This window comes from Chryseobacterium oncorhynchi, from assembly GCF_002899895.1.
Taxonomy (GTDB): Bacteria; Bacteroidota; Bacteroidia; order Flavobacteriales; family Weeksellaceae; genus Chryseobacterium; species Chryseobacterium oncorhynchi.
The window spans coordinates 200,191-218,482 of sequence record NZ_PPEI02000006.1 but is presented as its reverse complement, the minus strand read 5'-3'; the positions used below and the strand labels follow the sequence as shown (position 1 = coordinate 218,482).

Below are 18,292 nucleotides of genomic sequence, written 5' to 3'. Positions count from 1 at the left end.
CGCTAAAAAGATTCCATGAAAAAAAACATACTTGTAATATATTATTCACAAACCGGCCAGCTGGAGGATATTGTGAGAAATATAGCCAAGCCTTTTGAAGCTCAAAAGGATGAATATGAGATTACGTATTATAATATTCAGCTAAAGGAAGACTTCCCTTATCCTTGGCCGAGTGATGTCTTTTTCAATACTTTTCCGGAATCTTATTTACAAATTCCCAAAGAAATCTTACCTCCTTCAGAAGAAATACTGAACAAGAACTATGACCTTATCCTGTTTGGATATCAGGTCTGGTACCTTACCCCATCCATTCCTATTATTTCATTTCTGAAAAGTGGTTATGCAGAAAGAATCCTTAAGGATACTCCTGTAGTTACCATTTCGGGTACCAGAAATATGTGGATGCTTTCTCAGGAAAAACTAAAAGTTTATCTAAGAGATCTAAAAGCAAAACTTGTCGGAAATATAGCATTGGTAGACAGACATGATAACTATACCAGTGTATTAACCATTATTCGATGGCTGACAACGGGGCAAAAGGAGAAATCAGGAATTCTTCCTGCCGCAGGTATTTCCGATGAAGAGATTGCAGGTTCAGTAAAATACGGTGAGATTATCAAAAAGCATTTCAAAAACAATGATCTGAGCAATTTACAACCGGATCTTGTAAAAAATGGAGCCATTGAAATCCGCCCTTTCCTGGTGCGTGTAGAAAAGGTAGGAAATAAGATTTTCACAGTATGGTCTAATCTGATTATCAAGAAAAAAGAGAAACGTCCATTGCTGATAAAATTCTTTAAGGTATATTTGATGACTGCGATATGGGTAATCTCACCTGTCGTATTAGTCTTGCACCTGCTTACAACCCCTATATTTTGGTTTAAAAGACAAAAACAAAAAACATATTTACAAGGAATTAATTTAAAATAGAATGTACGACGTATTTATAACAAAGGCATCAAAATATTTACCCAATGAACCGGTATCAAATGATGAAATGGAGACGTATCTTGGGCTTATCAATGACGCGCCTTCTAAAGCAAAATCACTTATTTTAAGAAATAATAAAATTACAACAAGATATTATGCTTTAGATAAGGAAGGAAACCCTACGCATTCCAATGCGCAGCTTACAGCAAAAGCAATCGAAGGACTTTTTGATGAAAATTTCAAAAAGGAAGATATGAAGTTATTATCCGTAGGAACTACTTCTCCTGACCAGATTCAGCCTTCACATGCCTCTATGGTTCATGGTGAACTGAACATCGGGAAATCTATTGAAATCAATACGGCAACCGGTCTTTGCAACTCAGGAATGAATGCCCTTAACTACGGATTCCTTTCTGTAAGAGCTGGTGTACAGGATAATGCAATATGTGCAGGTTCTGAGAGAATGTCTGCATGGATGACTGCAGATAAATTCAACCATGAGGCTGAAAATTTAATATTATTGGAAGAAAGACCCATTATTGCTTTCAAAAGAGAATTCCTTAGATGGATGCTTTCTGATGGAGCAGGTTCTTTCCTATTAGAAAATAAACCAAGAGAAAATAGTATCTCTTTAAGGATAGACTTTATTGATTTCTATTCTTATGCTCACGAAATTGAGGCATGTATGTATGCCGGATGTGACAAGCAAGAGGACGGAAGTTTAAAATCTTGGGCAGATTATCCATCTGACGCATGGCTAAAGCAATCCATATTTGCTATTAAGCAGGACACTAAAATCCTGGATAAATATATTCTGGTAAAAGGTGCTGAAAGCTTAAGAGCTTCTTTTGACAAGCATAATTTAGATCCTGAAAAAATTGACCACGTATTGGCTCATATTTCTTCCGGTTATTTTAAGGATGGCCTGAAAGATGAGTTCGCTAAAAAAGGAATGGACTTCCCTGCAGAAAAATGGTTCTATAACCTTTCTGACATCGGAAATATTGGTGCCGGATCTATCTTTGTGGCATTAGAGGAATTGATGAACTCAGGGAAATTACAAAAAGGAGAAAAAGTACTCCTTTGCGTTCCTGAAAGTGGAAGATTTGCATATTCTTGTGCTCTATTAACGGTTTGCTAATGGAAAACAAATTACCAACATCCGATAAAGATTTTGTAGAAAGCCTTATTCCACAACGTGCTCCTTTTGTAATGGTACATGAGTTATCAGAATATTCTGAAAACCACCTCATCTCGGGATTTGAAGTAAAAGAAGACAACCTGTTTATTCAGGATGGTTCTTTTCAGGCTTCAGGACTTATTGAACACCAGGCGCAAAGTGTAGCCCTGCATACGGGTTATAAATATTATTTGCTTGGAAAAGATGCTCCTACCGGATATATTGGAGCCATTAAATCCTTTGAAGCAGAAGTATTGCCTAAAATAGGTGATCAGCTGAAATCAGAAGTAACCATCCTCAATGAGGTAATGGGAGTAACGCTGGTAGATATTATTACAAAATTAAACGGTGAAGTGATTGCAAAGTCTCAAATGAAAACTGCTGTAAAATAATTTTCAATGGAAATCAGGGAAGAAAATATCATCAATATACACAACTTTTTACCTCATCGTGAACCGATGCTTATGGCAGACTATATTCTGGAGCTGACCAAGGAAAAAGTAGTGACTTCCTTTGAAATAAAAGAAGACAACATATTTGTTCACAATAATGAATTTGTAGAAGCCGGCCTAATAGAAAACCTGGCCCAAACCTGTTCATCTATCCTTGGACAAAGCTTCTTTGAAAATCCGGAAGCTGATACTAAAGTGATAGGTTTTATCACCAATATCAAGAAAATTGAAATTTTCGGACTCCCAAAAGTGAATGACAAGATCATTTCTAAAGCATCACTGATTTCCCAGTTTGAGAATATTTGCCATATCTTCTGCGAAACTTTTAATAATGACGAATTACTGATCAGAGCAGAGATAAATTTATTCATTCAGGAAGTAAAGTCTTAAGATTTAGCTTTATCTAAAGAAGAACTTAATTAAATAATATTAAAGATCCGAAGAAGTTTTTTATTTCTTCGGATTTTTTATTTACACAATCTAGTTATCGATCTTGGAATATTTAATTCAACATTTCATTCACCTGTTTCCAAATAAATTTTAGCAATCACAGTTTAGAAATCCTATACTTATCAATTAAAATCTATAATAGAAAAATTCTTTTATTTCCTTTCTTTTTTTGCAGATAACTGATTTTTATTAAATAAATCAATCAATGATGAAACAACGATTAACACATTGATTTAATGAAAGAAAAGAACGTTGATTATTTAAACTAGTCACAATTAAATGAATTATTTTAAGTGTATATATTTGCAGTAACATCGAAATATAGTTAAAGACAAATTTGGCTTTGTTGATACATATTTCAATTACACTATTAATTAAAAACATATTAAAATGAAAAAAATTTATTTAATTGCAGCCTTTGCTTTAGGCTGTTCAATTACATTTTCGCAAGTAGGAGTAAACATCAATAATCCCGAAAAAACACTGGACGTTAACGGTGAAGTAAAAATCAGGCAAATTAATGAGCTTACTACATTAGGATCCAATGAAAAAATCTTAGTTGTTAACGATACTGACGGAGTGGTTAACAAGATAGCTTTGAACAAATTTTATAATCCGAGCTCTATTAATCCAAGTATTTACGCGGCAGGCAGGCAATCATCTCTTAACCTCATCAATCTTGGAATTTCATTTGGTACTTGGCAAGCCCTTGATTATACGATTATAGATAAGACAATGGGTGATTCTAATCTTTTTTCTGATACAGATCACTCATATAAAGTCCCATCAACTGGGGTTTATTCAATTGGCTTTTACTTCCGTTATGGTAACGGAGTACAGCTATCCTTGTTATCTGGCCCGAAAGTGGGTATTTTAAAAAGAACGGGAAGCTTATATTCAGTATTAGATCAAAGAAGTTTTACAGGCATTAATCTAGCTTTAGCAAATGTAACCCTTTCAGAAACCTCAATGAATTCTATATATAGTCTGACACAAGGAGATTCATTGTATTTTGCTGTCGATCCTGGAGTAATTAATCTTGGACTTCTTTCTACAAGTAAATCTTCATTCTATATATACAAAATATCAGATTAATAAAACCTTGAACAGACAAGCAGTGATAAAAAATTTTATTATCATTGAAAGCCAAATAAAAAGCGGAACACTCCTGTTCCGCTTTTATAATTATTTAAACCTAAAAGGATTAATATCCGAAGATTTCTTCTAGAGATACTTCCTGAAACTCACCCATTTTGTTAATAGATTCCATATTCAGGTTTTCTTTCTTACCAATGATCGCTGTATTATATTTTACAGGCTTCACCTCAGTATTATAGAATCCTGTCAGTTGAGGCAATGTTAATCCTTGGATCTCAGCATATGTATCTTTTCTAAGGTCATAATCAACACCCAATTTTTTAAGAGCTAACTGACTAAAGAAAATATTCGTTCTGTTGATTCTGTTGGAAGCAATCTGCTTTAGTGCAGAACCTCTTGCGTTCTCAAACTGTGTCGGGATCTGTGGCAGCTCAACCATTAGTTCACTCATAGCGTTCACTGCTAGAGGAAGTTTGTTAGACTGTGTTCCAATATAATTCGTGATGTAGTTAGCATGTCCTTTTTCTGAAGCATTTGCATAAGAAACATAGGCAGAATAAGCCAGAGATTTACTTTCTCTAATCTCCTGGAAAACGATGGATGATAAACCTCTTCCGAAATATTCATTGAAAACATTTGATTTCCCAAAGTTGCTAAGATTTAAAGGAGTTCCCTTGGCCACTTTAGACATTTCCATTTGTACCATATCATAGTTAGTGAAGTACACTTTTCCTGTTGTAGCTGGTTCTGCATACTCTTTCGCTTTTACCGGCTGAAGACTTGTATTTCCGATATAAGGTTTAACTGCTTTCTCCAAACCTGTCTGATCCTGCCCATAAAGGAATACCTGATAAGGATACTGGTTCAGCGTTTTTACTTTTTTCATCAATTCTACAGCATCAATACTTTCAAGACGTGCCTTAGAAATAATATCAGTCATTCTGGAATCCTTACCATACTTTGCATAATTTGAAAGAGCAGACATAATTTTCACTTTATCTTTCTTCCCAACTTCTCTGGCTTCAAGAATGGTTTTCACAGTCTGGCTGTAAATAGCTTTATCTGCTTTCACATTGGTCATCCAGTGATTCATTAGCTCCACTCCTTTCTTCATATTGTTTTCAAGACCCGCCAAAGTAATAACCGTTTGGTCATTAGATGTTCTTAAATTGTAAGTAATCCCCAGTTTATAGAACTCTTCTTTCAATTGCTCCGGTGTATACTTATCGGTTCCAAGGTATTCGAAAACGGTTCCAGCTAAAGCAAGTTCCTTATCATTATCTGTTCCGAAAGGGAAAACATAACTTACCTGAGCAATTTCGTTATATTTATTTTTCACAAAGCTTACAGTCTTATCTTTTACCTGCGAAGTCTGAATGGCTGTTTTATAATCAATAAATTCAGGTTTAATTTCAGCAACTTTAGTACTCAAAATATCCTTAAGGAAAGGAGATTGTGCGTCTCTGTTCAATTTAATTGGAGTAATTCCTGGATTTTCTACACGAACTAACTTATCATTTACTCCTTTTTCCTTATAAACCACAACGTAGTTATCTTTATAGAAATCGTTAGCAAACTTTACAATATCAGCCTTGGTGATTTTTTCATATTGATTGATCTCATCCAGTTCCTGTTCCCAGGTTCTCTCTTTGATATAAGAGCTATAAAGCTTAGTAGCCAAACCATCTGCAGTCTCCCAATCTTTCATACGTTCAACTTTCTTATCATTTACGATCGCTTTCAGCATCCAATCCGGGAATTGTCCCTTTTTAACAAGGTCAAGCTGATCCAATAATAATTTTTTAGCATCATCAAAGCTTTGTCCCTCTTTAGGAGTTACCACTAATGCAAATGTTCCATACATTTTGAATGGAGATTCATAGGCTCCTGCGCCTAAAGTTTTTTGCTTTTGATTAATATTAAGGTCAATCAAACCAGCATCACCTCTATTGCTTAAAATTTCAGCCACTACATCTGCCAGTCTTGCTTCTTGGCTTCCATAAGAATCTGTTCTCCACGCCATCGTCATCCTTGGAGTAGATGGGCTCTTTACTGTTCTGGAAACAATTTGAGTCATTGGCTCTTCTGATACCATTTTTTTCATCGGAAGCTCTTTGTATTTGAAAGCTCCGAAATACTGATCAACTAATTTTATAGTTTTGTCAAAATCAATATCTCCTACCAATACTACTGCCATATTATTAGGTACATAATACGTATCAAAATACTTGTGAATAGCCACCATAGAAGGACTCTTCAGGTGTTCAGAAGTACCAATAGTAGTTTGTTGTCCGTTTGGATGTTTTGGAAAAAGAGCTTCCATCAAAGTATAATTTACAAGACGACCGTCATTATCCTGTGCTCTGTTGTATTCTTCATACACCGCTTCCAATTCTGTATGGAAAAGACGCAGTACCAATTCTGAAAAACGTTCTTTTTCTACCTTTAGCCATTTTTCAAGCTCATTGGCTGGGATATTATTTTTGTAAACCGTTTCATCCAACCATGTGTGGGCATTTGTTCCCGTAGCTCCTAATGAAGAAATAGCCTTGTCATATTCATTAGCGATTGCATATTTTGAAGCTTCCAGAGATACCTCATCTATCTTTTTGTATAGCTCTCTCTTCTTCGCAGGATCTTTTTCTGCCTTATGTTGCTCATAAAGATCAGAAATCTGCTGTAAGATCGCTTTTTCCTTCGCCCAATCCTGGGTTCCCAAATGAGAAGTTCCCTTGAAAACCATATGCTCTAAATAGTGAGCTAATCCTGTATTATCACTCGGGTCATTATTAGATCCTGTTCTTACAGGAATATAAGTCTGGATTCTGGGTGCATCTTCATTTTTTGCAAGATAAACTTTCAACCCATTTTTCAAGGTATATACCCTTACACCAGCCTGGTCATTCTTTACCGTTTCATAAGTATACCCCTGAGCATCTGTCAGCTTTTGTGTATCGAATTTCTGTGCCATTGCGCTTAGCATACAGAAAAGCGAAACAGAAATAAAAAACTTCTTCATAGTTGTTATTTAATAATTATTTTTCTATCCAAATTTCTACCCATTAGTCTTATTATATAACACAGTTGTTACAGCAGATGTATTACAAACATGAATAATAAACAGTAATGGTCTTTTTTAAGATTTCATTACCTACAATTAGTTAAACATCCCTACTTCAAAAATAACAGTAAGTAAAAATCTTCTATGTTGTATCACTCAAAAGAAAAAGAGAGAAATTAATTACTCGGTTCTTTAAAAAGGAGAAAAAACAAATATTGTTTCTTTCATTAAAAACTGAACCTGAGCCTCTATACAACCTATATTTCACCATAATATCTTCATCAGATTCAGTATAATTTACATATAATGTATTTTCACTATTTTAGCCACCTGATTAAAAGAATCAAAACAGGTGAACCATTTTTCATCTGGAATCTAAAAAAATTAAACATTATTTAGATGAAAAAACAAGACCTACCCCAAGACGAAAGTAATTTGAAATCCGCCAACATGACAGAAGTTTTGTATGTGACGGATGAGAACGACAACTATACTACTGCTAACAGCACTGGCTGGGATGCAAAGAAAGCTGCTTTGGATGAATCCATGGAACTTATTCATGAAAGAATTGAAGAAGCAAAGCAAAACGTTGCCCATAATATTGTAAGCCCCATCGTTTATTTTATGGAACTGAATAAAATGGATCTGGGAGTACTTGCCTCTTATGTAGGAATATGGCAATGGAGGGTAAAAAGACACTTTAAACCCAATGTATTTAAAACACTAAGCGAAAGCGCACTGAAAAAATATGCCGATGCATTCGCTATTTCAGTAAACGAATTAAAAAACTTCGATGGAAAATAAATGGAATTTGTCTTATTCCATTTAACCAATGAAAAAGATATAAGCTGCAAATGAAATTAAACTTTGAACACCATCAGACTGCGCATTGCGAAAACGGTGTTGCTTCTAATCTATTGCTTAATAAAGGACTTAAACTAAGTGAACCCATGATCTTCGGAATTGGTTCAGGATTATTCTTTGTCTATCTCCCTTTTTTGAAAGTGAACTTCGCTCCGGGCTTCAGCTATCGTCCAATGCCAGGTGCTATCTTCAGTAAAGCAGCCAAAAGATTAGGAATAAAAATTAAAAGAGAGAAATTTTCAAAGCCCCAGGATGCTCAAAAGGCTCTTGAAAGAAACCTTGAACAAAATATCCCAACCGGACTTCAGGTAGGGGTTTTCAATCTTACTTATTTTCCTGAAGAATATAAATTCCACTTCAATGCACACAATCTTGTGGTGTATGGTAAAGAAGACGGAAAGTTCCTGATTAGTGATCCGGTAATGGATTACACCACTTCTCTTTCAGAAGAAGAGCTGGAAAAGGTAAGATATGCTAAAGGAGCACTTCCACCAAAAGGACATATGTATTATCCTGTTTATATTCCGGAAAATGTAAATCTGGAAGAAGCCATCAAAAAAGGAATCAAAGATACCTGTAAAAACATGTTGGCTCCGGTACCCCTTATTGGTGTAAAAGCTATGAGATGGGTTGCCAGGAGTATTCCAAAATGGGCAGACAAGAAAGGTACAAAAGTAACGAACCACTATCTGGGACAATTGATCAGAATGCAGGAGGAAATTGGGACTGGTGGCGGAGGCTTCAGATTTATTTATGGAGCATTTCTTCAGGAAGCAGCAGTAATTCTTAAAAATGATGAATTAAAGGAGCTTTCAAAGGAGATTACCTCTATCGGAGATCTTTGGAGAGATTTTGCAGTAGACATTGCAAGAGTATATAAAAACAGGAACTCTAAAAGCAATATCTACCACGAGCTATCAAAGACAATGCTTCATATTGCAGACTTAGAAGAAGCTTTCTATAAGAAACTGAGAAAAGCGATCTGATATGGCAGAGAATATGATTGAGATTAAAAATCTATATAAAAAATACAAAAATTCTGACGAGTTTTCGGTAAATGATATCTCATTGAGTATCGATAAAAACGAAATTTACGGAATTCTTGGACCTAACGGAGCAGGGAAAACAACATTGATTTCTATGCTTTCAGGATTAATTAAACCTACTTCAGGGCACTTTACCATCAATGGATTGTCTCCCCAAAAAGAGGGGTTTAAAATTAGACAGATCATAGGAATTGTTCCGCAGGAATATGCGCTCTATCCTACCCTTACAGCCCGGGAAAACCTAATGTTTTTCGGAAGCCTGTATGGATTAAAGCATAAACAGCTTACCAAGGCTATTGATGAGTCCTTAGAAATCATGGGGCTTTCAAAATTTGCCAATAAGCAGGTAGGTCAGTTCTCCGGAGGAATGAAACGTCGCTGTAACCTTATCGCAGGAACACTTCACAATCCTAAGGTTTTGTTTTTGGATGAACCAACCGTAGGAGTAGATGTTCAATCTAAAAAAGTAATTATCGATTTCCTTTTAGAATTAAATAAAAGCGGAACGTGCATCATCTATACTTCTCATCACCTTTCTGAGGCGGAGGAATTTTGTACCAAGATTGCCATCATAGACAGAGGAAGAATTCATGCCGTGGGAACTCCAGAGGAACTGGTTTCACAGATTACTCATGCAGAAAACCTTGAAGATGTTTTCATTTCATTAACCGGAAAAGAATTAAGAGATGTTGTTGTATAAACTGTGGAGAAGCTTTATTAAGGAAATTCTTCTCCTGAAAAGAGATATCGGAGGGATTGTCATCATTTTTGTAATGCCGTTACTTTTGATCGTAACCATTACCCTGATTCAGGATTCTACCTTTAAAAACCTTGAAGGATCAAAAATCCCAATCATTTTTATTGATAACGATAAGTCGGAAGTTTCAAAAAATATAAAAGGAGAGCTGGAAAACAGCAAAACGTTCCAATTACTGACCAATTTCAACGAAAAATCGGCGCAGGATGCTGTATTTGCAGGAGATTACCAAATGGCTATCGTTATTCCTGAAAACCTGACAAAAGATTTAAATTCCAATATTGATTCCAAAGTTCAGGCTATTGTCAGCTCATTTGGTTTGGAGGGTGATTCCGCAAAAACAAAGACAGAAGCTCCCAAGGCAAAGGAAATTCACTTGTACTTTGATCCGGCTACCAACGCAGGATTCAAAAACTCTGTGATGAACTCTGTCAATAAAATGGTTTTTGAAATCGAAAACAAAAAAATTTACAAGGCTTTTCAGGATCAGCTAGGAACCACAGAAAACCTTGATGAAAATAAAAACCTGATCAGCTTCAAAGAAATTACCCCGAAAAAAGGAGAAATGGACATCATGCCGAATTCTGTTCAGCATAACGTTCCTGCATGGACTCTTTTTGCCATCTTCTTTATTGTTGTTCCGTTATCCATTAACCTGGTAAAGGAAAAAAGTCAGGGAACAAGCGTAAGAGCCAGAATAAGCCCTACGCCTTATTTTGTTCATATTTTAGGAAAAACATTCACTTATCTTATCATCTGTATCATTCAGTTTTTGCTAATGGTAGCAGTAGGTGTTTTCCTTTTCCCTTATATGGATCTTCCGGCATTTGATGTGTCAGGAAAAATGTTCCAGCTTATTACGGTAACATTGTTCGCAGGGCTTGCAGCCATCGGATTTGGAGTATTACTGGGAACCATTGCAGACACACAGGAACAATCAGCCCCTTTTGGAGCAACATCAGTAGTTGTACTGGCAGCAATTGGTGGAATCTGGGTTCCGGTATTCTTAATGCCTGAATTTATGCAGACCGTAGCCAAATTCTCTCCCATGAACTGGGGACTGAATGCTTATTACGATATTATTTTAAGAAACAGCGGAATTGGAGGTATTGCTAAGGAATTAGCATTCTTATTTTTATTTTACCTTGCAACGGTAGCCATTTCCATTTTTTATGAAAGAAAACAAAATGCAGTCTAACGAAAACATATTAACCTGTACTGAAGAAGTAAGAGTACGATTCAATGAAACAGATCCGCTGGGAATTGTCTGGCATGGTCATTATATTGTCTATTTTGAAGACGGAAGAGAAGCTTTTGGTCGTCAGCATGGCTTAACTTATCTGGACATTCAAAATGCAGGATTTGTAACCCCTATTGTAAAAAGCACATGTGAACATTTTCTTCCCTTAAAATATGGGGAAACGTTTAACATTATCACCACTTTCATCAATTCTGTGTCTGCTAAATTGATCTACAGATATGAGATTTTCAATCAGGAAGATAAATTAGTCTGCAGTGGAGAAACCATTCAGGTGTTTTTGGATAGCAATGGAAGTTTATGTTTATACAATCCGGAGTTTTTTCAAGCTTGGAAAGATAAAATGGGATTATCATGAAGCAGGAAATTTACATCACAGATTACAACTGCGTAACTCCTTTAGGTTTTAATATAGATTCTAACTGGGAAGCGCTTTTAGCCGGAAAGTCAGGAGTTGCTTTACATACAGTCATAGAAAACCAGGACGCTTTTTACGCCTCCATGATTAATACGGAAGAACTGATTGAAGAATTCAGTAAAAACTTTGACAGTCAGGAATTCACAAGGCTGGAAAAAATGCTTCTTCTAAGTCTGAAACCACTGATTGAAAAACATAGTATAACTGAAGACACCGCTTTTATTCTATCAACCACAAAAGGAAACATCAGCTTATTAAAAAACCAATCTGGGTTACCCGAAGGGGTATATCTTCCAAAATTAGCGCAGAAAATTGCTGATTTTTTTGGATTTAAAACAAAACCTATCGTGGTTTCAAATGCCTGTGTATCTGGGGTTATGGCAATTGCTGTTGCCAAGAACATGATTCAGGCAGGGAAATACAAGAATGCCTTTGTGATTGCAGGTGATGAACTCTCAGAATTTGTTATTTCAGGATTCAATTCATTTCAGGCCATTGGTACTGAACCTTGCAAACCTTATGATCTAAACAGAAACGGGATCAATATCGGAGAAGCTGCCGCCGCAGTGTATATTACTTCCGAGACTTCTGAAAATGATAAATTCAGATTCAGAGTATTGGGTGACTCAGCCATCAATGACGCCAATCATATTTCCGGCCCTTCAAGAACCGGAGACGGATTATATGGAAGTATTAAAAATGCAATGAATGAAGCCAATATTTCTGCAGAACAAGTTGATTTTATTTCTGCTCATGGAACCGCAACATTGTATAATGATGAGATGGAAGCCATTGCATTCAACAGAATGGAATTGCAAAATGTTCCTTTGAACAGTATGAAAGGTTTCTACGGACACTGTCTTGGAGCTTCCGGACTTCTGGAAAGCATTATTTCCATGGAAAGTGCTCTTCACAACACATTGATTCCATCAAAAAACTTTGAGGAAATGGGAGTATCTCAGCCATTGAATATTATTAAGGAAAATCAGCCTGCAACAATCAGATATATTTTGAAGACAGCATCAGGTTTTGGTGGGTGTAATGCCGCAATTGTATTGGAAAAAATAAATGGCACTTTATAACTTAAAAAACTCCGGAATTTCCGGAGTTTTTTATTTAAAGTCTATAGAAACATTAATTTCAAATTGCTCTTTTACTGGAATTCCAGTTACTTAATTTCCTTTGCAATCATGATTTTTTCATTCATAATATTATCCCACAATTTATCATCTGCTATTGGTAAATGGGTCTTATTATTAAGCATCTGTTTCGGGAGGAATGCAAAATAAAAATCATATGATCCACCAACAATACCTTTTTCAGGAATATAAGCAAAACGATCAATACCTCTTTGTGAGTTATAACCATCTATGACCCACCACCCGTCAAAAGTCCAAAATTGATAAACATCATTTTTTCCAATCTTATATTCTTTGGAAAGATAGTTTCGGAAATTATAATTCATATCTCCATAATGAATGTGATCTGCTTCACGTACATCCATGGGAAATATTAGTTTAGGATTTCTTTTTGTGTATATCTCCGTATATAATGCTGCCATTTCGTTTATACTTACTTTCTTTTCCATCGTATTGATGGTACCATATGAAGAAACCAATGGAAATGGATAATTTTCAATATTAAAGACTTCTATAAGATTAGCAGCAGATGCATAATAGTGTTTCCCTACCTTTTTAATTATTTTTCCATATCCAAAATCCTTATTCTTTGGTTCCCTTTTATATATCCAATTCTCCAATTGCTTTTTAGTATAGATATCTTCCTTTGAAACTTGAACATCCAATTTTTTCCAATTATCATTTCCCTCTAAATTAGGTAAAACGGTAAATAATACTAGCTTATGAGGTAAAACATAAACATTATAAAGTTCGATCGTTTTATCTATTCCATACAATTCTTTAGTTTGTAGAGTGTATTTTTTTACCGTATAATTACTTTGCAGGCTATCCAAACTAATATACTGCTGTGAATAGCTGATATTGAATAATATCATTAAAATAATTAATAACAATTTTTTCTCTCCCATTATTTTGAACATTTAATTCCTAAACTATTTCCCTTTCTAGTATCTCTTTCATCGTCGTTCTTGTTGATTTCATCATTTGTTACAGAGCTACTTTGCACGACCCCAGCTTTTGCCATAGCTTTTGCTGTTTCAATAGGGAGCTTAGGATTATAAGACGTTATTGCATTTACCATTCTGTCTATAAAGGGACCATAGTTTGTGTGTGCTTTATCTAGTTCATATTTAACAACAGTATTTCCTGCACCATCCTTAATTTCATACGCATTAATTTTAGGAAACTTAGCTATATATTCATCATATGATAAAGTTGTAAATTGGTATCCCAAATATGCATGTATTGTCTCATGATACATTGTCACTAAGATATATTCTTTTGTACCATATCGCAATACATCTGCATTTAAATCAATAGTGGCACTAAAGATACCATCCTTTTGGGAAGCACTTGATCTAACACCATCTACATCTCCCATTCCTTCCTTTGGCTGAAAAGTAATATTTACTTTATCACTCTTTCCAAAAGTATCTTGTAAAAGTTTAGCCAAATCATTACTTAAGTTAGGTAATTCTTGAGCTATTTCATAGGCACAAGGAAATTCTTTTAGTTTTTCAGTATCTATTTTATCCGCAGAAGACTGAGAACTACCACCACCGCTACCGTCGCCATAGTCACCAGGTCCACCTCCCATATCATGTCCACCTCCCATATCACTATCCGGATCTGGCTTTGTTAGTACTGGCTTTTTTACAATGATAATAACTTCTCCCACATCAATAGTCCTACCCGTTGCAAAGGAGCTATAATGTTGTTGAAATATATGAATAAGATAATCGCGATCTGGATGTCCCTCTTTATATACATCGAAGTAAAGAAAATCTCTTTCCGCATTAATCACACCTCCAATTACAGCAGTAACTTTTCCATCTATAAGCATTGGAAACATTATGAGTTTTTTTCCACCATCTAAGTCCATATCCTGAGAAGAAACTTTTAGATCAACAGTCCCATACTTGTTCTCAAGCTCTATTCTCTTTTCCGGATATTTCTCGAAGTAGGCTAATATAGAATTTCCAAAAGGTACTGCGTAATTATTAGAATCTGTATTTCTGGAAAGACTTCTTTCCTTTTCAAAGCGTTCAAAAAAGACAATCCTTTCTTTTTCCGTATGTTCTGTTCCTGCCAGTATCTCATCTGTCCTACATGAATTAAGGGAAACAGATAATGTACAAAATAATAAAAGTCTATAAACTAAATTTTTCTTCATGCATTTGTTTTTTAATAACTAAATTTTTATCACTCTCATGTGATAGCCTTGGTAAAAATATAATAAATTTTTATCTGAGCTACAAAACTCAATAAGATTTATAACAATTAATTATTATTTTATATTTGTAAAAAATAGAAAACCTGCTAGAAAATGGCAGATCTCTCATTAATGAAAAAGACAAACACCTGTACCATAGAACATTCAAAAATAACCATCAACGGAGACATTATTTTTGAAAGCCAGAACGAAACTTTTCAGGAATTTGCAAAAGAAGCTTACAAAAGCATGGACCTTAGCTATCCTAAGTTTCACAAAATGGACAGCTTAAGCAAACTTGCTTTTCTTTCTGCCGAAATGCTTTTAAAGGATGAAGACCATAGCAGAACAGCATTGGTTTTTGCCAACAAATCATCTAGTTTGGACACTGACTTTAAATATCAGGAAAGTATCAATTCTCAGGAAAATTACTTTCCAAGCCCTGCTGTATTTGTGTACACATTACCCAACATTTGTGTAGGGGAAATCAGCATTAAGCACAAAATGCAGACAGAGAATGCCTTTTTTGTATTGGATGAGTTTGATGAAGAATTTTTAAACGATTATTCTGAACAAATCCTCCGATCAGGGAAAGCAGACAAAGTATTATGTGGCTGGGTTGAATTATATCAGGAAAATTATAAAGCTTTTGTATATTTGCTGACCTTATAAAAATACAACACTATAACCTTGTAACAATGTAACAACGAAGCCATCCCCAAATAGGCAAATTGAAACATTACTATATTGGTAAATTAACTAAATTATGGAAAACTTAAAAACTGAATTGAAACACAAAATTATTGAAGTTCTAAACCTTGAAGACGTTTCTGTAGAAGAAATTAAAGATACAGATCCATTATTCGGAGGAGGATTAGGTCTTGATTCTATTGATGCCTTAGAACTTATCGTTCTTCTTGATAAAGATTATGGAATCAAATTAGCCGATCCTAAAAAAGGAAAAGAAATTTTCCAATCTATCGATACAATGTCTAAATTCATTGAAGACAACAGAACAAAATAAAATTAATATAACAATTTAATAGTGTATCAATGTACCCATAATTGGTGAAATTTTACATTGATACATTATTACATTACTTAATACAATGAGCCAAAAAATTGCCATAACAGGGATGGGCATCATTTCTTCCATTGGAAACAATGTGAAAGAAAATTTTATTTCATTACAATCCGGAAAACATGGTATTTCAGATATTCAAATGTTTGATACCCGCCATGCAGGAACGATTAAAACAGGTGAGATAAAATTATCCAATGAGGAGCTTGTGCAAAAACTTCAGCTTGATGAAGATAATAATGTAACAAGAACTTCCTTATTAGGGATGGTTGCTGCAAAGGAAGCTGTAGAAAGTGCCGGAATTTCAGACATTAATGAATATAGAACGGGGCTTATCTCATCTACCAGTGTGGGAGGAATGGATATTACTGAAAAGTATTTCTACTCCTACGAAGACTTTCCTGAAAAGCAAAAATACATTGACGCTCATGATGCCGGAAATTCCTCATTGGTTATTGCTGATCATTTGGGATTAAAAGGCATGGTTTCTACCATCAGTACAGCTTGCTCATCTGCGGCCAACGCCATTATGATGGGAGCCAAACTGATTAAAAACGGAGTATTAGACCGTGTAATTGTGGGTGGAACAGATTCGCTTTCAAAATTTACATTGAATGGATTCAACACCCTGATGATTCTTACAGACTCTTACAACACTCCTTTTGACAATGGCAGAAAAGGGTTGAATCTTGGAGAAGCAGCCGCCTTTCTAGTTCTGGAATCTGAGGAAATTGTAAGAAAAGAAAACAAGCAGGTATTGGCCTATCTTTCAGGCTACGGAAACGCCAATGATGCTCACCATCAAACAGCTTCTTCCGAAAATGGACAAGGCGCATTTCTGGCAATGCAACAGGCTTTGAAAATTTCAGGATTGAAAAAGGAGGACATAGATTATATCAACGTTCACGGTACCGCAACACCCAATAACGATCTGTCAGAAGGAATTGCCATGATCAGAATTTTTGGGGAAAATCAGGTCCCTGAATTTAGTTCTACAAAAGCATTTACAGGGCATACGTTAGCTGCTGCGGCAGGAATTGAATCTGTATTTTCAATTTTAGCTATGCAGCACAGTCTTATTTTTCCTAACCTGAATTTTAAGACTAAAATGGAAGAGTTTGATTTAACTCCGATTACTGAACTAAAGGAAAAGACCATCAATCATGTTCTTTCCAATTCATTCGGGTTTGGAGGAAACTGTTCAACCTTAATTTTCTCGAAATCATGAGTGCAGTATACATCAACAGTGCATCCTGTATCTCTGTTCAGGACACCTTAAACGAAAATTTTCTTCAAAATCTTAAGCCGGAAAATTCGGTAAAGATGATAAAAGCCATAGAACCTAATTACAAGGAATTCATTCCTCCGGCAATGATCAGGAGAATGTCCAAGACTGTAAAAATGAGTTCCGTAGCGTCACATTTTGCATTAAAGGAAGCAGGAATTGAACAACCGGATGCTATTATTGTAGGAACCGGAATGGGATGTTCTCAGGATTCTGAAAAGTTTTTGAAAAACGTGATTGATAATCATGAAGAGTTTTTAACCCCTACATTTTTTATTCAATCTACTCATAATACGGTTGCAGGTCAAATTGCACTTGGTTTACAGTGTCATGCGTACAATTTCACGTATGTAAACACATCTTCTTCACTGGAGTTTTCATTTTTGGATGCACAGCTTCAGATTTCTGATGGCGAAGCAGAAAATATCCTTGTTGGGTCTACTGATGAACAGACCAACAGAACCATGGAGCTTTACTGCTTAAATAATACCATTAAACAGGAATCCCAACTTCCGGCAGACCATCTGAATTCTACCACCAAAGGAGTTATTTGGGGAGAAGGAGCCAGCTTTTTTGTTGTTGGAAAAGATAAAACAGAGAATTCCTACGCAAAACTTACAGACATTAAAATCAGTAACAGACTAGAATTGGATGAAACGAAAAGCTTTATCCAAGAGTTTTTAACAAAAAATAACCTTTCTACGCAAGATATTGATGCTGTCATCTTAGGCTTCAGTAGTGACGCAAACTCTGACGTTTACTATACAAAAGCAATGGATCTTTTTTCAGATTCAGCTTTATTATATTACAAACATTTGAGTGGGGAGTTTAATACTGCAAGCGGTTTTTCTACTTTTATGGCTTGTCATATTCTTAAGGAGCAGCAGATTCCTGAAATCATGATGATTAATGAAAAGAAAAAAGAGGAAGTGAAAAATGTGCTTCTTTACAACCATCTTGCAGGCTGTGATCACAGTTTGGTATTATTAGAGAGAGCTTGATGATGTATTCACGAAATTTCTAAAACACTATCAGATAATACATTACTTTTGTTATTTAAA

General features: G+C 35.3%; 18 protein-coding genes. 15 read left to right on the top strand and 3 right to left on the bottom strand.

The window, feature by feature from the left end:
- Window positions 1-15: 15 nt before the first annotated feature.
- The 5 genes from C1638_RS18870 (at window position 16) to C1638_RS18850 (ending at window position 4,107) form a co-directional block, all read left to right on the top strand.
- Complete coding sequence (locus tag C1638_RS18870; protein WP_109623501.1) at window positions 16-930, top strand: hypothetical protein; 915 nt, start codon at window positions 16-18, stop codon at window positions 928-930.
- Window position 931: 1 nt separating this feature from the next.
- Complete coding sequence (gene darB / locus C1638_RS18865; protein ID WP_109623500.1) at window positions 932-2,071, top strand: dialkylresorcinol biosynthesis protein DarB; 1,140 nt, start codon at window positions 932-934, stop codon at window positions 2,069-2,071.
- Window positions 2,071-2,502 carry a hotdog family protein gene (locus tag C1638_RS18860; RefSeq protein ID WP_109623499.1) on the top strand — a complete coding sequence of 144 codons (432 nt, stop codon included), beginning with the start codon at window positions 2,071-2,073 and terminating at the stop codon, window positions 2,500-2,502. The genes darB and C1638_RS18860 overlap by 1 nt, the downstream gene beginning before the upstream one ends.
- 6 nt (window positions 2,503-2,508) lie before the next feature.
- The gene (locus tag C1638_RS18855; RefSeq protein WP_109623498.1) at window positions 2,509-2,952 is read left to right on the top strand and encodes a hotdog family protein; all 444 of its coding nucleotides are present in this window, start codon (window positions 2,509-2,511) and stop codon (window positions 2,950-2,952) included.
- Window positions 2,953-3,402: 450 nt separating this feature from the next.
- Window positions 3,403-4,107 carry a hypothetical protein gene (locus C1638_RS18850; RefSeq protein WP_109623497.1) on the top strand — a complete coding sequence of 235 codons (705 nt, stop codon included), beginning with the start codon at window positions 3,403-3,405 and terminating at the stop codon, window positions 4,105-4,107.
- Between the two features lie 109 nt (window positions 4,108-4,216).
- Here the strand turns inward: C1638_RS18850 and C1638_RS18845 are convergent, their stop codons facing one another.
- Complete coding sequence (locus C1638_RS18845) at window positions 4,217-7,129, bottom strand: M16 family metallopeptidase (RefSeq protein ID WP_109623496.1); 2,913 nt, start codon at window positions 7,127-7,129, stop codon at window positions 4,217-4,219.
- Window positions 7,130-7,570: 441 nt separating this feature from the next.
- On the opposite strand from C1638_RS18845, the gene DarG reads away from it, so the two are divergent.
- The 6 genes from DarG to C1638_RS18815 are packed head-to-tail and all read left to right on the top strand — an operon-like array spanning window position 7,571 to window position 12,596.
- Window positions 7,571-7,975, top strand: coding sequence for a flexirubin biosynthesis protein DarG (gene DarG / locus C1638_RS18840; RefSeq protein WP_109623495.1), 405 nt, complete (start codon window positions 7,571-7,573; stop codon window positions 7,973-7,975).
- 50 nt (window positions 7,976-8,025) lie between these two features.
- On the top strand, window positions 8,026-9,021 hold the full coding sequence (gene darH, locus C1638_RS18835) for a BtrH-related acyltransferase DarH (RefSeq protein WP_109623494.1): 996 nt from the start codon (window positions 8,026-8,028) through the stop codon (window positions 9,019-9,021).
- Between the two features lies 1 nt (window position 9,022).
- Window positions 9,023-9,781, top strand: coding sequence for an ABC transporter ATP-binding protein (locus C1638_RS18830; RefSeq protein WP_109623493.1), 759 nt, complete (start codon window positions 9,023-9,025; stop codon window positions 9,779-9,781).
- Window positions 9,768-11,036 carry an ABC transporter permease gene (locus C1638_RS18825; RefSeq protein WP_109623492.1) on the top strand — a complete coding sequence of 423 codons (1,269 nt, stop codon included), beginning with the start codon at window positions 9,768-9,770 and terminating at the stop codon, window positions 11,034-11,036. Before C1638_RS18830 ends, C1638_RS18825 begins: the two co-directional genes overlap by 14 nt.
- Window positions 11,011-11,454 (top strand): acyl-CoA thioesterase, encoded by a 444-nt coding sequence (locus C1638_RS18820; protein ID WP_438829984.1) that lies wholly within the window; start codon window positions 11,011-11,013, stop codon window positions 11,452-11,454. Before C1638_RS18825 ends, C1638_RS18820 begins: the two co-directional genes overlap by 26 nt.
- Window positions 11,451-12,596 (top strand): beta-ketoacyl synthase N-terminal-like domain-containing protein, encoded by a 1,146-nt coding sequence (locus C1638_RS18815; RefSeq protein ID WP_109623491.1) that lies wholly within the window; start codon window positions 11,451-11,453, stop codon window positions 12,594-12,596. Before C1638_RS18820 ends, C1638_RS18815 begins: the two co-directional genes overlap by 4 nt.
- Before the next feature lie 86 nt (window positions 12,597-12,682).
- Here the strand turns inward: C1638_RS18815 and C1638_RS18810 are convergent, their stop codons facing one another.
- Together C1638_RS18810 and C1638_RS18805 are read right to left on the bottom strand one after the other, a co-directional pair.
- Window positions 12,683-13,561: a hypothetical protein gene (locus C1638_RS18810; protein ID WP_228428217.1), complete on the bottom strand. Its 879-nt coding sequence runs from the start codon at window positions 13,559-13,561 to the stop codon at window positions 12,683-12,685.
- Window positions 13,561-14,826 carry a hypothetical protein gene (locus C1638_RS18805; protein WP_109623490.1) on the bottom strand — a complete coding sequence of 422 codons (1,266 nt, stop codon included), beginning with the start codon at window positions 14,824-14,826 and terminating at the stop codon, window positions 13,561-13,563. Before C1638_RS18805 ends, C1638_RS18810 begins: the two co-directional genes overlap by 1 nt.
- 171 nt (window positions 14,827-14,997) lie before the next feature.
- On the opposite strand from C1638_RS18805, the gene C1638_RS18800 reads away from it, so the two are divergent.
- From C1638_RS18800 to C1638_RS18785, 4 genes are all read left to right on the top strand, one after another.
- Window positions 14,998-15,537 carry a 3-oxoacyl-ACP synthase gene (locus C1638_RS18800; RefSeq protein WP_109623526.1) on the top strand — a complete coding sequence of 180 codons (540 nt, stop codon included), beginning with the start codon at window positions 14,998-15,000 and terminating at the stop codon, window positions 15,535-15,537.
- A 94-nt stretch (window positions 15,538-15,631) separates the two neighbouring features.
- Window positions 15,632-15,889 carry a phosphopantetheine-binding protein gene (locus C1638_RS18795; RefSeq protein ID WP_109623489.1) on the top strand — a complete coding sequence of 86 codons (258 nt, stop codon included), beginning with the start codon at window positions 15,632-15,634 and terminating at the stop codon, window positions 15,887-15,889.
- An 85-nt stretch (window positions 15,890-15,974) separates the two neighbouring features.
- Window positions 15,975-17,174 (top strand): beta-ketoacyl-[acyl-carrier-protein] synthase family protein, encoded by a 1,200-nt coding sequence (locus C1638_RS18790; RefSeq protein WP_109623488.1) that lies wholly within the window; start codon window positions 15,975-15,977, stop codon window positions 17,172-17,174.
- A complete protein-coding gene (locus tag C1638_RS18785) occupies window positions 17,171-18,232 on the top strand; it encodes a beta-ketoacyl synthase N-terminal-like domain-containing protein (protein ID WP_109623487.1) in 1,062 nt (353 codons plus the stop codon). Before C1638_RS18790 ends, C1638_RS18785 begins: the two co-directional genes overlap by 4 nt.
- The last annotated feature ends 60 nt before the right edge of the window (window positions 18,233-18,292 follow it).

Excerpts from the sequence above, each read along its gene's own strand:
- C1638_RS18790 (WP_109623488.1), top strand. The coding sequence starts at position 15,975 with ATGAGCCAAAAAATTGCCATAACAGGGATGGGCATCATTTCTTCCATT.
- C1638_RS18830 (WP_109623493.1), top strand. The coding sequence starts at position 9,023 with ATGGCAGAGAATATGATTGAGATTAAAAATCTATATAAAAAATACAAA.
- C1638_RS18820 (WP_438829984.1), top strand. The coding sequence starts at position 11,011 with ATGAAAGAAAACAAAATGCAGTCTAACGAAAACATATTAACCTGTACT.
- darB (WP_109623500.1), top strand. The coding sequence starts at position 932 with ATGTACGACGTATTTATAACAAAGGCATCAAAATATTTACCCAATGAA.
- C1638_RS18810 (WP_228428217.1), bottom strand. The coding sequence starts at position 13,561 with ATGGGAGAGAAAAAATTGTTATTAATTATTTTAATGATATTATTCAAT.
- C1638_RS18815 (WP_109623491.1), top strand. The coding sequence starts at position 11,451 with ATGAAGCAGGAAATTTACATCACAGATTACAACTGCGTAACTCCTTTA.
- C1638_RS18855 (WP_109623498.1), top strand. The coding sequence starts at position 2,509 with ATGGAAATCAGGGAAGAAAATATCATCAATATACACAACTTTTTACCT.
- darH (WP_109623494.1), top strand. The coding sequence starts at position 8,026 with ATGAAATTAAACTTTGAACACCATCAGACTGCGCATTGCGAAAACGGT.
- DarG (WP_109623495.1), top strand. The coding sequence starts at position 7,571 with ATGAAAAAACAAGACCTACCCCAAGACGAAAGTAATTTGAAATCCGCC.
- C1638_RS18795 (WP_109623489.1), top strand. The coding sequence starts at position 15,632 with ATGGAAAACTTAAAAACTGAATTGAAACACAAAATTATTGAAGTTCTA.
- C1638_RS18850 (WP_109623497.1), top strand. The coding sequence starts at position 3,403 with ATGAAAAAAATTTATTTAATTGCAGCCTTTGCTTTAGGCTGTTCAATT.
- C1638_RS18800 (WP_109623526.1), top strand. The coding sequence starts at position 14,998 with ATGAAAAAGACAAACACCTGTACCATAGAACATTCAAAAATAACCATC.
- C1638_RS18805 (WP_109623490.1), bottom strand. The coding sequence starts at position 14,826 with ATGAAGAAAAATTTAGTTTATAGACTTTTATTATTTTGTACATTATCT.
- C1638_RS18860 (WP_109623499.1), top strand. The coding sequence starts at position 2,071 with ATGGAAAACAAATTACCAACATCCGATAAAGATTTTGTAGAAAGCCTT.
- C1638_RS18845 (WP_109623496.1), bottom strand. The coding sequence starts at position 7,129 with ATGAAGAAGTTTTTTATTTCTGTTTCGCTTTTCTGTATGCTAAGCGCA.
- C1638_RS18785 (WP_109623487.1), top strand. The coding sequence starts at position 17,171 with ATGAGTGCAGTATACATCAACAGTGCATCCTGTATCTCTGTTCAGGAC.
- C1638_RS18825 (WP_109623492.1), top strand. The coding sequence starts at position 9,768 with ATGTTGTTGTATAAACTGTGGAGAAGCTTTATTAAGGAAATTCTTCTC.
- C1638_RS18870 (WP_109623501.1), top strand. The coding sequence starts at position 16 with ATGAAAAAAAACATACTTGTAATATATTATTCACAAACCGGCCAGCTG.